The organism is Pseudoalteromonas sp. 2CM36K (assembly GCF_023161865.1).
Taxonomy (GTDB): domain Bacteria; phylum Pseudomonadota; class Gammaproteobacteria; order Enterobacterales; family Alteromonadaceae; genus Pseudoalteromonas; species Pseudoalteromonas tetraodonis.
In genome coordinates this window covers 72131-88192 of the sequence record NZ_JALNTK010000001.1, presented here as the reverse complement: position 1 = coordinate 88192, position 16062 = coordinate 72131, and the positions used below count along the sequence as shown (strand labels likewise).

General features: G+C 41.0%; 11 protein-coding genes. 6 read left to right on the top strand and 5 right to left on the bottom strand.

Translation table 11 applies throughout. From position 1 onward, the window contains the following. The first annotated feature begins 15 nt into the window (after positions 1-15). The 3 genes from MTN97_RS00395 to hemL all read left to right on the top strand — a co-directional run bounded on the left by MTN97_RS00395 (position 16) and on the right by hemL (position 2897). Positions 16-450, top strand: a complete 435-nt coding sequence (locus tag MTN97_RS00395) for a CopD family protein (protein WP_036979685.1) — start codon at positions 16-18, stop codon at positions 448-450. 111 nt (positions 451-561) lie between these two features. Further along, entirely contained in the window at positions 562-1578 is a 1017-nt protein-coding gene (locus MTN97_RS00390) for an aspartate carbamoyltransferase (RefSeq protein ID WP_036979688.1), read from the top strand. Positions 1579-1616: 38 nt separating this feature from the next. Continuing rightward, entirely contained in the window at positions 1617-2897 is a 1281-nt protein-coding gene (hemL, locus tag MTN97_RS00385; RefSeq protein ID WP_013464335.1) for a glutamate-1-semialdehyde 2,1-aminomutase, read from the top strand. 65 nt (positions 2898-2962) lie between these two features. Here the strand turns inward: hemL and mrcB are convergent, their stop codons facing one another. From mrcB to MTN97_RS00370, 3 genes are all read right to left on the bottom strand, one after another. After that, positions 2963-5296 (bottom strand): penicillin-binding protein 1B, encoded by a 2334-nt coding sequence (gene mrcB, locus MTN97_RS00380; protein ID WP_248473303.1) that lies wholly within the window; start codon positions 5294-5296, stop codon positions 2963-2965. A gap of 138 nt (positions 5297-5434) precedes the next feature. After that, complete coding sequence (locus tag MTN97_RS00375; protein WP_016899363.1) at positions 5435-6664, bottom strand: ammonium transporter; 1230 nt, start codon at positions 6662-6664, stop codon at positions 5435-5437. Positions 6665-6673: 9 nt separating this feature from the next. Continuing rightward, positions 6674-7012 (bottom strand): P-II family nitrogen regulator, encoded by a 339-nt coding sequence (locus tag MTN97_RS00370; protein WP_010391070.1) that lies wholly within the window; start codon positions 7010-7012, stop codon positions 6674-6676. A gap of 351 nt (positions 7013-7363) precedes the next feature. Between MTN97_RS00370 and MTN97_RS00365 the strand changes: the two genes are divergently transcribed. Then, positions 7364-8881 (top strand): S10 family peptidase, encoded by a 1518-nt coding sequence (locus MTN97_RS00365; protein ID WP_248473301.1) that lies wholly within the window; start codon positions 7364-7366, stop codon positions 8879-8881. A gap of 230 nt (positions 8882-9111) precedes the next feature. On the opposite strand, the gene MTN97_RS00360 is transcribed toward MTN97_RS00365, so the two are convergent. Further along, positions 9112-10632, bottom strand: coding sequence for a CYTH and CHAD domain-containing protein (locus MTN97_RS00360; RefSeq protein ID WP_248473299.1), 1521 nt, complete (start codon positions 10630-10632; stop codon positions 9112-9114). A gap of 212 nt (positions 10633-10844) precedes the next feature. Here MTN97_RS00360 and MTN97_RS00355 point away from each other — a divergent pair, with 212 nt between their 5' ends. After that, positions 10845-11450 (top strand): TIGR04211 family SH3 domain-containing protein, encoded by a 606-nt coding sequence (locus MTN97_RS00355; protein ID WP_036979699.1) that lies wholly within the window; start codon positions 10845-10847, stop codon positions 11448-11450. 92 nt (positions 11451-11542) lie between these two features. Here the strand turns inward: MTN97_RS00355 and MTN97_RS00350 are convergent, their stop codons facing one another. Then, positions 11543-12025, bottom strand: coding sequence for a winged helix-turn-helix transcriptional regulator (locus MTN97_RS00350; protein ID WP_069440341.1), 483 nt, complete (start codon positions 12023-12025; stop codon positions 11543-11545). 169 nt (positions 12026-12194) lie between these two features. Between MTN97_RS00350 and putA the strand changes: the two genes are divergently transcribed. Then, positions 12195-15998: a bifunctional proline dehydrogenase/L-glutamate gamma-semialdehyde dehydrogenase PutA gene (gene putA / locus MTN97_RS00345; RefSeq protein ID WP_248473297.1), complete on the top strand. Its 3804-nt coding sequence runs from the start codon at positions 12195-12197 to the stop codon at positions 15996-15998. Positions 15999-16062 lie beyond the last annotated feature (64 nt).

The following is a 16062-nucleotide window of genomic DNA, read 5'->3' as shown; positions in this document are numbered from 1 at the left end:
AATAATGAGAACAATATGAGCGCATTATTAATTTACAAAACCTTGCACGTATTTTTTATGATTGCTTGGTTTGCCGGTATTTTTTACCTACCTCGACTTTTTGTTTATCACGCTATGAGTGAAGAAAAATCGTGTAACTCAATGCTAAAAGTAATGGAACGTCGGCTACTTTATTTTGTTACACCCTTTGCGGTGCTTACCGCAGTATTTGGCGTATTGACTATTGTTGAATATGGCCGAGAATGGTTTCGTTACAGCATGTGGCTGCATTACAAACTCGTGCTGGTGATTATTTTATATATTTATCATGGCTACTGTTTCAAATTGTTAGCTGATTTTAAACACGATAGAAATACTAAAAGCGATCGGTTTTATCGCATTTTCAACGAGCTACCTGTTTTAGCGCTACTCGTTATTGTCGCTTTGGCGATTATTAAGCCAAACTTTTAGCAAAGGCTTATAAATTACGCTGCCAAGTCGCATACTAAGTTTGTATAATACGCGCGATTGCGTGCTCCTTTGTGGATTATCGCGCCTTTTTGAATAACTAGGAATAACCCCATGTTCAGTTTCCAAGGTGAAAATATACTCTCTGTTAATCAACTCGACCGAGACTGTATTGAACGCATATTTGCTGTGGCAAAAAAAATGGAGCCATATGCTAAAAAACAAAAGCGGACCAACGTGCTTGAAGGCGCTATTTTAGCAAATCTATTTTTTGAACCCAGCACTCGTACTCGTGTTAGTTTTGGCACTGCGTTTAACTTACTCGGTGGACTGGTTCGTGAAACCACCGGCATGCAAAGCTCTGCGCTTGCTAAGGGCGAATCACTTTATGATACCGCACGCGTTATTTCAGCGTATGCTGATGCGGTTGCTATGCGCCATCCTGACTCAGGCTCGGTAGCTGAATTTGCAACAGGTTGCAGCGTACCAGTAATAAACGGTGGTGACGGACCCAATGAGCACCCTACCCAAGCATTGCTTGATTTATTAACTATTGAGCGTGAACTTAACCGCTTCGATCAAAATATCGATGGTATGCACATTGCGCTAGTCGGCGATTTAAAATATGGCCGTACTGTTCACTCGCTATCAAAGCTACTATGTCATTACAAAGACATTAAGTTTTCGATGGTTGCCCCTAATGGCTTGCAAATGCCTGACTCGATTTTATCTGCGGTTGAAAATGCCGGTCATAAAATTGAACTGGTAGATAAAATGGAAGGTAACTTAGCAGCCGATATCGTTTATCAAACACGAATCCAAGAAGAGCGCTTTCCGTCGCAAGAAGAAGCCAACAAGTACCGTGGTGGATTTAGAATTAGCCAGTCTATTTACAATAGCCATTGCAAACCTAATTCAGTATTAATGCACCCGCTTCCTCGCGATAGCCGTTTAGAGGCAAACGAACTTGATAACGACTTAAATGCTAACGACAATCTAGCGATATTCCGCCAAGTACAAAATGGCGTACTTATTCGTATGGCACTGTTTGCTTTAACCCTCGGCGTAGAAAACAAAGTCGAGCAGTATGAAGTAGACGTTCCTTGGTTTAGCCGCAAACGCGATAGCTAAGCTTTTAATTTTAAAGTGATAAAACAATAGGATTTTTCATGACAATTAGCCAAGACTTATTTAAACGAGCTCAAGACTCTATTCCTGGTGGCGTAAATTCACCAGTGCGTGCATTTAATGGTGTAGGTGGTACTCCGCTGTTTATTACTAAAGCACAGGGCGCGTTTACATTTGATGCTGATGGCAACCGTTACATCGATTATGTAGGCTCTTGGGGTCCAATGATTATGGGCCACAATCACCCTGAAATAAAACAAGCAGTGCATGACGCGGTAGAAAATGGTTTAAGCTACGGTGCACCTACTGAAGCTGAAATTTTAATGGCTGAAAAAGTAAAAGAGCTAGTCCCATCTATCGAAAAAGTACGTATGGTAAGCTCAGGTACTGAAGCAACAATGAGCGCAATTCGCTTAGCCCGTGGCTTTACTGGTCGTGACAAAATCTTAAAATTTGAAGGGTGTTACCACGGCCATGCAGATTCACTGCTAGTAAAAGCCGGCTCTGGCGCATTAACTATGGGTGTACCTAACTCTCCAGGCATTCCTGAAGATTTAGCTAAGCACACACTCACCGTTTCGTTTAACAATATTGAAGAAGTGAAAGCGATTTTTGCCAAGTACGCCGATGAAATCGCGTGTATTATTGTTGAGCCAGTTGCCGGTAACATGAACTGTATCCCACCAGTACCCGGCTTTTTAGAAGGTCTGCGTGAAGTATGTGATCAGTACCAATCTGTGCTTATTTTTGATGAAGTAATGACAGGTTTTCGTGTCGCCCTTGGTGGCGCTCAAGCGTATTACAACATCAAGCCAGACCTAACCTGTTTAGGTAAAGTAATTGGTGGTGGCATGCCAGTTGGCGCATTTGGTGGTAAAACAGAAATAATGGATTACATAGCCCCTGTAGGCCCTGTTTATCAAGCGGGTACACTTTCAGGTAACCCAATTGCGATGGCAGCAGGCTTAAAATCACTTGAACTACTAAGCGCTCCTGGCGTGCATGATAAGTTAGAAGCCATTAGTAAGGCGATTTGTGAAGGCTTTGAAGCCGCAGCTAAAAAAGCAGGTATTGCCTTAACGACTAACTACGCTGGCGGTATGTATGGCTTTTTCTTCACCGATGCAGAAAAAGTAACTACTTACCAACAAGCTACTGAATGTGATTTAGAGCGCTTTAAAAAGTTCTTCCACTTAATGCTTGAAGAAGGGGTTTATTTAGCGCCTTCAGCGTTTGAGGCGGGTTTTGTTTGTGCTGCGCACACAGAGCAAGAAGTTCAGGCAACGATTGAAGCGGCAGAGCGCGCTTTTGCCAAGCTATAACGTTTAGCTCATAAGATCGCTTACCCATAAAAAAAGCCCTTTCGGGCTTTTTTTGTTTTTACTATTTAACGAATACATTGGGGTCTTGGTTTAAACTCACTGGCTCTAAGCGGTAGCTGAATCACTTTGCCACAGCCCGGTGGTGCTTGCTTACCGGTTTGCTCGTTTACAAATGCCCACCTAATTGAAGGCGGACGGGTATCGGCAATTGCTTGGGGGTTTAGCGGTTTTAAATAACGAATATAGGTTTCAAGCGCGCCAACACTGCCGGTTAAGCCGGTGCTTTTATTATCGTCACGGCCTATCCATGCAACCGTCACTGTATTTTGATCAAATCCAGCAAACCAGCTGTCGCGTAATTCATTACTGGTACCTGTTTTACCTGCCAACTGAATCGACGGAAAATGTAAGTTTAAGCGCTTAGCGGTGCCATCTTTAGTTACTCGCTTCATAGCATATTTGGTCATGTACATGGCATCTTTATCAAAGCGTTGCTCGTTAATTACTTTGTGCTTATAAAGTACTTTACCAACAGAGTCGGTTAACGCAGAAATAGACGTCAGCTCTCTGTATTCACCGTCTGCTGCAATCGTGGTATAAAGCTGTGCCACTTCAAAGCTCGACATTTCAATAGCCCCTAATAGCAGCGATGGGTATTCATTAATATAGCCTTTAGCTCCTAAGCCCCTGAGCGTGTTAGCCACTTTATCGACGCCTACATCAAGCCCTAAGTTAACTGCCGGTATATTAATACTGTGGCTAAATGCTTTATAAAGAGGCATGGCACCACGGTATTGATGATCAAAGTTTTCTGGCTGCCATACTTTTCCCTCTTCGTTGGTGACTTGAACAGGCGAGTCATCAAGTAACGTCGCTAAGTTATAATGAGGAAGCTGCAGTGCACTTAAATACACTGCCGGTTTAACTAATGAGCCAATATTGCGCTTGGTATCAAGCACCCGGTTAAACCCTGAGTAACGCACATCGCGTCCAGAGACTAACGCTGATACACCGGCTTTTTCAACATTAACGGAGATCATTGCCGCTTCTAATTCTTTGGTATTTGGGCGCCTTTCCAAATAAGGTAAACTGGCCTGAATCGACTCTTCCATTGCGGTTTGTTTTTGCAAGTCGAAGTAGGTAAATACGCGCACCCCTGCATCTAACACTTCTTGATCAGGTAGCAGCTGTTTCAGCTCGCGATTAACCAACTCTAAGTAACCTGGGTAAGACTTTTGCAAGCTGGCTTTCATTGGTGCAATATCAATTGCGCGCTTTAACGAGGCTCTATACTCTTTAGTAGAAATAAGTTTGTTATCGACCATTAAACGCAGCACTAGGTCACGACGCTCCATAGCACGTTCTTTGTAACGTCTAGGATTGTAATAAGATGGGCCTTTAACCATAGCCACCAGCAAGGCAATTTGGTCGTACTCTAGTTCATCAACAGGTTTGGCAAAGTAAAACTCGGCGGCCAGCCCCATTCCATGTACCCCTTGGTTGTATGACTGACCTAAGTACACTTCGTTTAAATAGGCTTCGAGAATCTGATCTTTTGAGTAACGGTAATCAAGAATAAGCGCAATAAAGGCTTCATTAATTTTACGTACTAACGAACGCTCACGGGTAAGGTAAATATTTTTAGCCAGCTGCTGGGTTAATGTACTCCCCCCTTGTACGGTGCGCCCTGCGCGAATATTGGTATACAAAGCGCGTAAAATTGAAAATACCGATACACCGTGATGATCATAAAAATCGCGGTCTTCAACTACTAATAAGGTATTTTTAAGCATGTCAGGAAATTTATCTAATGGCACAAATTCACGGTCTTGTTTTGAGTCATTACCAATACGGGCTATTTGTACAGGCTCTAATCTGGCAGTGTTTAAGCGACGGCCAAACTTATCTTTAATACTGGCTACCTTCTCTCCAGAGAAACGCAATTCAATAACATGAGCGCTCTCTAAACCATCATAAAATTCAAAGTCACGGCGAAAAATCTTAATACTATTGGCTGTTTTAATATACTGCCCAGTGCGACTTAAGCGATTAACTGGCGTGTAGTTTAAGCGCTTAAGCTCCCATAAAACCTCTTGCTCTGATAAAAACTGGCCTGGAAAAAAAGTCATTGAGCGGGCATATACTTGTGCCGGAAGTTGCCATTTATTGCCTTCAAACTGGCGAGTTATTTTTGCATCAAGGTAAATAAAATAAAGTGCAATGGCGATAAAAATCGCCAGACTCAGTTTCCAAAAAATAGAAAACAACGTTTTAAAAAGTGGCCGTTTTGCGGTGCTTGAAGTTTTTTTGGTCGCACTTTTTCGCGCCGATGATTTCGTAGACTTAGTAGCGCGCTTAGTCGAGGGTTTACTGGTCGATGTTTTCTTTTTTTCAGCCATTTAAGTGTAATATATTCCGAAGGTTAATTTAACGCGAGGAGCTTATCACATTACCTTAGCACCTGAAAAATTAACCTCCCCTGAAATCAAAAAAGCCCTAACAGAGTAGGGCTTTGATTGAACACACAATACTTTTAATTAATTACTTCTAACTGATACAAACTCTGGATAAGCATCAATACCACAATCGTGTTGATCCATACCGTTTAACTCTTCTTCTTCGGTAACACGAATACCCATAGTTTGCTTGAGAATTGCCCATACAATGAATGAAGCAATAAACACAAAACCAATAATACATAGTAGGCCAATCAACTGATTAACAATGCTGGCCTCAGCATTAGTAACAGGTACTAGCACGATACCTAGGATGCCACACACACCATGAACAGAAATAGCACCCACGGGATCATCTATCTTCGCTTTGTCCAGTGCGACAATACTAAGTATCACTAATGAGCCACCTAGTAAGCCAAATAAACACGCCATTAGTGGTGATGGTGATAATGGGTCTGCAGTAATAACCACTAAGCCTGCAAGTGCACCATTAAGTACCATGGTTAAATCGGCTTTGCCCCATAAAAGTTTACATAAGAACAAGGCTGAAATTGCCCCCATAGCTGCAGCAGCATTGGTATTAAGTAATATTTGACCTACCGCTGTTGCGTTTTCTTTATCTGAAATTAATAACTGTGATCCGCCGTTAAAGCCAAACCAACCCATCCATAAAATAAACGTACCCAATGTAGCAAGTGGCAAGTTTGAACCTGGAATTGGGTAAATTTCACCATTTTTACCATATTTACCTTTACGTGCACCCAGTAGTATTACACCCGCAAGCGCTGCAGCCGCACCCGTTGCATGGACAATTGCAGAGCCTGCAAAATCAACAAAGCCTAATTCAGATAAGAAGCCGCCACCCCATGTCCAGTAACCTTCAATTGGGTAAATTAATCCTGTAAGTACTACTGTAAACACTAAGAAAGCCCATAACTTCATACGCTCTGCTACGGCGCCAGATACAATAGACATGGCCGTTGCAACAAACACTACTTGGAAGAAAAAGTCAGATTCTAGTGAATGATTAGCATCTGCCGCTTGGCTACCTATTAGCCCACCAAACGAAGGAATAACGCCGCCTTCAACATTATCTACGTACATAATGTTGTAGCCTATCAACAAAAACATAGTACACGCGATAGAATAAAGCGCGATATTTTTAGTTAGAATTTCTGTGGTATTTTTAGAGCGCACTAAACCCGCTTCTAACATTGCAAAACCGGCTGCCATCCACATGACTAAGATGCCAGACATTAAAAAGTAAAACGTATCGAGCGAAAACTTCAGCTCTATAATTGTATTTTCCATGTTGCCCCCTTAAATTGCATCATCATCAAGCTCGCCAGTACGAATACGGACGATTTGGTCTAGGTCGTAAACAAAAATTTTGCCGTCACCAATTTTGCCCGTTCCAGCGACTTTGGTAATGGTTTCTACAACGCGTTGGCAATTTTCACTACGAGTAGCAATTTCAAGTTTAATTTTAGGTATAAAGTCAACCTGATATTCAGCACCACGGTATAACTCAGTATGCCCTCTTTGACGTCCAAATCCCTTAACGTCAACCACTGTCATTCCTTCGATGCCTAAATCAGCGAGTGCTTCACGCACATCATCTAGTTTGAATGGCTTTATTATTGCACTGATCATTTTCACAAAGGCCCCCTTAGGACGCTAGCTTGTTATTGTATTTCCTCTATACAATCCAACCTTTGTGCCATTTTTAAATTAATAATAAAAACATAAACTTAAAAAAATAAATAATATATAAAACAAAAAAGCGCACCATTTAGGTGCGCTTTTTTTATGCAAAATGCAGGATTGGTGCGATATCAATGAAATACAAAGAAGGCGTTTAAAAAAAGTCTAACTATTAAACAAAGTTTATTCTTAACAGAGGTGGTTACTCGCTAACTCAACGATTATTATCGGCAGCTAGTCTCAATACTTTTGTTTTTTACTCAAATATCGCTATAACTGCAGTACATAAAATAAAAAGGGTCACTTATGAAATTTAGTCGAAGTCTATTTTTACCCATTGCCGCTATTGCGCTCACCCTAAGTAGCGCCTCGTTTGCCGATAATCAACGTCGTATTGATATTGACAGTAAAGTGGTTACCCAGCACAAAGCAAAAATAAATAATGAACGATTTTCTTACACAGTAGCAACTGGCACACAACCGGTATGGGATGACAAGGGAGACGCCATCGCAACCCTTCAATACACTTACTACACGCGCGATAAGGTCGATGATAGAACAAAGCGCCCATTACTTATTTCATTTAATGGTGGCCCAGGCTCAGCGTCAGTTTGGATGCATTTAGCATACACCGGCCCACGCGTTTTAAAAATTGACGACGAAGGCTACCCTATTCAGCCTTACGGTGTTAAAGATAACCCTTATTCGGTTTTAGACGTAGCCGACATCGTTTACGTAAACCCTGTAAACACGGGTTATTCGCGTGTCGTTGAAGATAAAGATGGTAACCTTCTACCAAAGGATAAACAAAAAGAGTTATTTTTTGGTGTGAATGCCGATATAAAATACCTAGCAGAATGGCTTAATACTTTTGTATCTCGAAATGAACGCTGGCGCTCTCCAAAATTTTTAATTGGTGAAAGCTATGGTACAACGCGTGTATCAGGCTTAGCGCATGAGCTACAAAATAGTCAGTGGATGTACATTAACGGTGTTGTACTCGTTTCACCTACCGATATTGGCATTAAGCGCGATGGTCCTGTAAAAGCCGCTAATCGCCTACCTTACTTTGCAGCTACAGCGTGGTATCACAAAGCACTAAACGCCGATTTACAAGCAAAAGACTTAGACGAGCTATTACCAGAAGTTGAACAGTTTACTGTTGATGAGCTTATTCCAGCGCTTGCAAAAGGCGGTTTTATTGCCCCAGATGAAAAACGTCGTATTATTAAAAAAATGGCCGAATATGCAGGTCTATCTGAAACATTTGTTAGCCAAAATAACTTAGACATCCCGACACAATTTTTTTGGAAAGAACTATTACGTGAACGCGGAAAAATGGTTGGTCGTCTGGATTCTCGTTATTTAGGAATTGATAAACGCGATGCCGGTGAATCACCGGATTACTGGGCAGAGCTTACATCGTGGCTGCACTCTTTTACCCCTGCAATTAACTACTACCTGCGTGAAGAGCTTAATTACAAAACCGATATCAAATATAACTTATTTGGTAACGTTCACCCATGGGATAGAAGCGGAAACAATACAGGTGAAAACTTGCGTTTAGCTATGGCTCAAAATCCGTATTTAAATGTGATGGTTCAAGCTGGCTATTTTGATGGCGCAACAAACTACTTTGATGCTAAATACACAATGTGGCAACTAGATCCAAGTGGCAAAATGCAAAATAGATTAAGCTTTAAAGGCTACCGTAGTGGTCATATGATGTACCTACGTCATGCAGATTTAGAAAGCTCTAACAACGATTTACGCGAGTTTATAAAACAGTCTATACCTAAAGACGGTCAATCCGCTAAATACTAACGATTATGCGCTTATAACAATTAAAAAAGTGACCACTCAGGTCACTTTTTTTGTATATAACTGAGGTCACTAGCTATGCGTGCAATTACCGGTGCGAATGACGGTTGGCTTTGCTGTGTACTGCTTTGTCGTGAGTATTTCAGCTTGATTTTACACATTTGTAACAAAACACAAAAGCGATAGAATAATGCACTTTTGCAACAAGTTAAGCGTGCAAAAGTGCTTAGCCATCAAAGCCAATACGGTTCTGTATCAAATGAAGCGTGTCGACTTTGCTCCATGGCACTGACTAAAAAGTCAGACTTTTGTTCCAACCATAGTTGTATTTTTGCTAGTTGAGCATCTTCTTGTCCGCCACACAGCTGTTTTAAATAATCAAGCGTACTTAGCTCATACATGCCATGAGAAATATCGAGCCAAGGGAGCCTAAATTCTAATCGTTCATCTTTATCAAACAGTGCACCTAAACAGTTACCACTGAGTAAGCTATTTTCTAACTGAGTACGAAAATTTAAATAATCATTGCCCGATAAACTTTGCTCTTTAGGCAATAAGCGGTGTAAATTTTTCCAATCTTTATCAAATAAACGATGAGCAATATCAATAACGGGCTGCTCAGCGTTTTGAAGCTCTGCTTGGCTCCAGTCTTTACGCCACTGCTTATTTATCAGCCACGTTGTTAAGCTCAGCAATAAACGGTTGTAGCGCGCACTATGAAAAAGCGCAAAAACATCATCAATACTCGGTTGTAACTCTTTTAAATCGTTAATAACTTGAGCTAAGGCGGGCGCACTGTTTATTTTTTTATAAAAAGCATGACGCTTAGAAGTGTAAGTTTTTAACTGAATGGCATTTTCAACCCATGCTAATTCACTCAATAACCACTTTAGCTCCGTTCTGAGATGCTCGGTGCTGTCTTTACTGACAATATCATCAAATAACCAAAAGTTATGACGAATTAAACTAATACCGTCAGTCACACGTTTTAATGTTTTTAAACTTGGCTTATCAAAATAGCATTGCTCATGTTTTTGCACAAAGCGAATACCAAAGCCCATGGCTTCAATAAGTGCTTGCTCTTGAGTGGCTTGCTTAGTAAGTTTAACAAAACCGATAGATTTACTCGGTTGTAACGGTGTGTTATCCGCTAGGCGGTAGCCTCTTGCTGCTTTTGAATAAAGCCCCAAGCGCACACTGTTTTGACTTATTAATTTATCTGCTAAAGCAAATAGCTCGTCTCGGCTACCTTCGACGAGCTCTATTTCAAGCTCGCTAATAATCTCCACTTTACCCGAAGCGGCCACTTCACCTTTATCTAATACCACTTCAATTTTGGCACCATTTTGCGTTTCAATTAACCACGTACGGCGGATAAAATTAGTACTAAATATAGGGTAGAGGTTTTGTGATATAACATCAATTTGCATGCCGTGTGGCCAAATTGATGAATCAAACGCCATTAAATTAGGCCGATTTGTTTCTATGGGTAGGTTATATTCTGGACGTTGATGTAATCCCCCCACCACGTCTCCTGCAAGCTTAATTGTTTGCTCACAGCGCTCGTCTGTACAACGCGTTCTAAAACCAATATCGAGTGCTCTCAGCTCTCTGCTTGGCGTATCAAAATAAGCATTTTGCAAACTTTTAGAAGGCTTGTTTGTGACTGTTTTTGCAAATTGAGTAATTAACGAGGGGATCAGTGGAATGACGTCATCTGATACCAAAAACTTCAGTTCTATCTCAGTATCCATTAGGCTTGCGGATTACCCTTAAAATTAATAAGTGCTCAAAATAAACAAAGCAGACCTATATTGCAAATTTTTTAGTCATAAACACGCAAGCAAAATGCTTTGGTTACAATATCTATCTTGCTATTAAACTATTAAATCCATACTATCTATATACTTATGCGAAATAAAAATCACGTTCACAACGGACACTGCTAGATTAACAAGGTAGATAAATGCTAAAACACTGTTTACTATGGCTGCTTTTAACAGCCGCCCCGTTTATGAGCCAAGCAGAGGAAGCTCAATCAACGCCGCCTACTAATGCTAAAACAGCTTATATAATCGATAACTTGTATACTTTTATGCGTTCAGGCGCCAGTAAAGACTATCGCTTACTCGGTTCTATAGATGCAGGTACGCAACTGACTTTATTATCTGATGAACAAAACGGTTTTATAAAAGTTAAAGATGATAAAGACCGTGAAGGCTGGGTAGAGGCTAAATTCATCAGCGAATCAGCTGGTTTAAAGCAGCAATATCAAGCGCTTAACAGCGAAATTAGCGCTATGCAAAATAAATTACGTCAAGCGCAAGTAGAATTACCTGAACTACAAGAACAAAACTCACAGCTAACCGAACAAAATGCTCAGCTGTTAGCACAAATAAGTCAATTACAAGACTCGCTTACTCAAGAACAACAATTAAAGCAAGCAACCAGTGCTAAAGAAAAGCGTCAGCTACTCACTTATGGCGGTGCTATTGCATTTTTAGGCTTGTTCTTAGGAATTATTTTAACCATCGTGTTATCGCGCAGAAAACGCTATGAAGGTTGGGCGTAAGCGCCACCTATATTGCAGGCATAAAAAAAACATCAAAAAGATGCTTTTTTTATGCCTGCAATTTTTTATACCTGCAATAATGTACTCAAAGGTTACATCTCTAAACGCAGTCCAGAATCTTGTTTTATTTTTTCTATTACCATGTAAGTGTGGTGTGTACCCACTCCCGGAATATCGACCAAATCACCTAATACTTCTCTGTATTCATCCATATTAGAGACGCGAATTTTTAATAAATAGTCGTAACCACCCGCTACCATGTCACATTCAACAACCTGCTTAATTTTAAGAATGTGTTCGCGAAACACTTTAAATACCGCTGTATTTGAGGTGACTAACGATACCTGCACATGCGCCACTAAGCTTTGATTGAGCTTTTCTTCGCTTAACTTTGCAAAATATCCCTCAATGTAGCCTTCTTGCTCCAGACGTTTAACTCTATCTAAACAAGGACTAGGACTTAAATTCACTTGTTTTGCGAGGTTAACATTTGAAATTCTACCATTGCGCTGCAAAACGTCTAAAATTGATATATCGATACGATCAAGCAGGCGTAATCTATTCGGATTAGTCATATCAGTATTTTATATGGATAAGTTAATAATATGCCCTGTAAATTATCGTAAAACGACAAAATTAACCAGCATATTCTGCTGGATTTTAATTAGAATGCACGCTTTACACCAACAACATTTAGCGGTAATTAACAATTACCCTAAGTCTTAACACTCCTGAGGGTTGCTTATGTTATTCAATGGCGATTTAACAACGACTTGTCCGATCAGACAAAAGATCCGTGACTTTTACCGTATAGATGAAAATGCGGTTATTGATCACATTTTACCACTTGCAGAAGTCGGTGTTAAAGCACGAAGCCGTGCATGGGAAAGAGCTCGCCAAATAGTTTTAAACATTCGTAAAGACCAAGACGGTCAAAGCGGTGTTGATGCGCTATTAAATGAATTTTCACTATCGAGTGAAGAGGGTGTGGTATTAATGTGTTTAGCCGAAGCGCTGCTTCGTGTTCCTGATAAAGCAACTCAAGAAACATTAATACGTGATAAATTAGCAAACGGCGATTGGAGCTCTCACTTAGGTAGTAGCGACTCTTTATTCGTTAATGCCTCGTCTTGGGGATTATTAGTAACCGGTAAAATGGTTAACTATAACGATAAGACTAAAGAGCAACAGTTTGGCATACTCAAAAAAATCATTGGTCGTTTAGGCGAGCCAGTTATACGTAAGTCTGTTAACTTTGCTATGAAGATAATGGGCAAACAGTTCGTAATGGGCCGTACCATTAACGAAGCGATTGAGCGTGCTGCTGAAAAAGAGCAAAAAGGCTATGTATATTCTTACGATATGCTAGGCGAAGGTGCTCGCACAATGAAAGACGCCAAGCGTTACTTTGAAAGCTACATGAATGCGATTCATGCTATAGGTAAAGCCGCAAATGGCCGTGGCCCAATAAAAAGCCCAGGTATTTCTGTAAAGTTATCGGCTATTCATCCTCGATATGAGTTTACTCATAGAGAGCGTGTAATGGAAGAAATCGTTCCAAAACTAAAAGAGCTAGCCCTTGCTGCTAAAAAATACGATATCGGCTTTACTGTTGATGCAGAAGAAGCTGACCGTTTAGATATTTCTCTTGATGTTATTGAGGCAGTATTTAGCGATAACGATTTAGGCGATTGGCAAGGTTTTGGTTTAGCGGTTCAGGCTTATCAAAAACGCGCTATTTTTGTTATTGAATGGCTAACCGACCTAGCAACCCGTGTGGGTCGCAAAATGATGGTGCGTTTAGTAAAAGGCGCATACTGGGATACAGAAATCAAAACCACACAACAAGATGGTTTAGATCACTTCCCGGTGTTTACGCGTAAAGCAACCACGGATGTATCATATAAAGCGTGTGCGATTAAAATGCTTGAAGCACGTGATGTACTTTACCCGCAATTTGCAACTCACAACGCCTACACTGCAGCGACTATTTTAGAAGTGGCCAAAGGTGATAACCAAGGTTTTGAATTCCAACGTCTTCACGGTATGGGTGAATCTTTATTTGACCAAATCGTTAATGAAGAAAAAATTCAGTGCCGTGTATACGCACCGGTAGGCCAACACGAAGACCTACTTGCTTACCTTGTACGTCGTTTACTAGAAAATGGCGCTAACTCATCATTTGTAAATGCCATTGTGGATACCACAAAACCGGTTGAAGCGTTATTACCAGATCCTGTTGAAACACTGCAAGGTTTACGTAATAAATACAACACGCAAATAAAAATGCCAATTGATTTATACGGTGAAGAACGTGCCAATTCAAAAGGTATGGACTTAACTGATATTAACGTGATCACCCCGTTTAAAGAAAATTTAGACACTTGGTTTGAAGAGCACTTAATTGATGAAAGCCAAGTACCAGAAGGCGCGTTGGCAGTTAAAAACCCTGCAAACCATAAAGAAATTATTGGCCATATAAAATTACAAAATAGCGATGAAATGAAAGTGTTGCTAGCCAACGCTGAAACCGCATTTGAATCATGGTCACAAACACCGGTAAAAGAGCGCGCCAATTTATTACGTCGCGTTGCTGATATTTTAGAGCGCCATCACGATGAGCTTGTAGCTATCTGTATTAAAGAAGCAGGTAAAGTAGCACAAGATGGTATTGATGAAGTACGTGAAGCCGTTGATTTTTGTCGTTACTACGCAGCCCGTGCTGAAGAGCTTGCGCAAGATGAGCGCTTTGAAGCCCGTGGTGTTATTTTATGTATTAGCCCATGGAACTTCCCGCTCGCTATTTTCTTGGGTCAAGTTGCAGCGGCCATTGTTACCGGTAACACGGTTATTGCAAAACCAGCAGAGCAAACCAGCTTAATCGCACTTCGTGCTATTGAATTAATGCTATCAGTTGGTTTACCTGAGCACGTTGTACAACCTGTCATTGCTCGCGGTAGCGAAGTGGGTAAAACCATTGTTCCTGATGAGCGTATTCAAGCTGTTATGTTTACAGGTTCAACTGAAACGGGCACGCTTATCTCGCAAACATTAGCGGCACGTAACGATATTCAGGTGCCTTTAATTGCAGAAACTGGCGGCCAAAACTGTATGATTGTTGACTCAACAGCGCTTCCTGAGCAAGTTGTTGATGATGTTATCAGTTCTGGTTTCCAAAGTGCGGGTCAACGTTGTTCAGCATTACGCGTACTCTTTATCCAAGAAGACGTAGCTGATGGCATTATCGATATGCTTAAAGGCGCACTTGCTGAGTTGCATATTGGCGACCCATCATTACTCTCTACAGACGTAGGCCCAGTAATAGATGAAAAAGCGCTTAAAACACTCAACGACCATGTTGAATACCTAAAGGGTAATGCAACACTTCACTATGAGTGTAAAATTCCTGATAACAGCGAAAATGGCGCATTTTTCTTTGCACCACGTTTATACGAAATTAAAGACTTATCGGTATTAAAACGTGAAGTATTTGGCCCTTGTGTGCATGTTATCCGCTTTAAATCGAGTGAGCTTGATAATGTTGTCGACCAAATCAACAACACGGGTTACGGCTTAACAATGGGTATTCACTCTCGCATTGAAGAACGTTGTGAACATTTAGCGAAAATGTCGCGCGCAGGTAACGTATACATCAACCGTAATATGATTGGTGCCATTGTTGGCGTGCAACCGTTTGGTGGCCGTGGACTCTCTGGTACTGGCCCTAAAGCCGGTGGACCAAACTACCTACAACGTCTAATAAAAGAAAAAGCTTCACCAGATAACGTACAAATGACTAACCTAACGCCAGATGAGCTTGATTTACACCACTACAGTGGCGCAAATGAGCAAGTAGAAAAGCTAATGGTTAACTCTATGCGCGATGAAAAAATCTGGCGTGCAACGCCACTGAATGACCGTGTTTCTGCGGTACGTCAGTTATTAGCGAAAGTAGCGACTGTTGAAATTATTGACGACCTCGCGGACGATTTAGCGTTAACACTTGCCGATGCTCGCGCTCAGTTAAACCGCTTAGAAAAGCACATGCGTAAATATACAACATTGCCAGGGCCAACAGGTGAGTCGAATACACTTCACCTTGAAGCTCGTGGTTGTGTGGTTTGTTACGCAGATAAAAGCACCTCATTTAACTTTTGGGCACTGTCTATTATTACCGCACTAGCGGCTGGTAATACGGTAATTACTGTTGCATCTGAAATATTTTACGACGAAGCGGTTGCCTTTAGAGATAAGTTTATTGCAACCGGCGTTGCTGAAGGTGTTTTCCAAGTAGCTAAACCAAACCAGTTACAAGCTATATTGGCACACCCTCACCTAGCGGGTGCGGTAGTTGCTGCACGTTCTTCTCGCTTAGGCTACTTCAGCCAACAGCTTGCACAACGTAAAGGCGCAATACTGCCAGTGATCAGCTCAGAGTATTACGACACGCTAATTAAGCGCCTTATTACTGAAAAAACAATCAGTATCGATACAACGGCATCAGGCGGTAACACCTCGTTGATGACGCTTGTTGAAGATGATGAATAGATAATAGTCATCATTTAATTAAAAAGGCATCAATTTGATGCCTTTTTTTATTTCTAAATGTGAA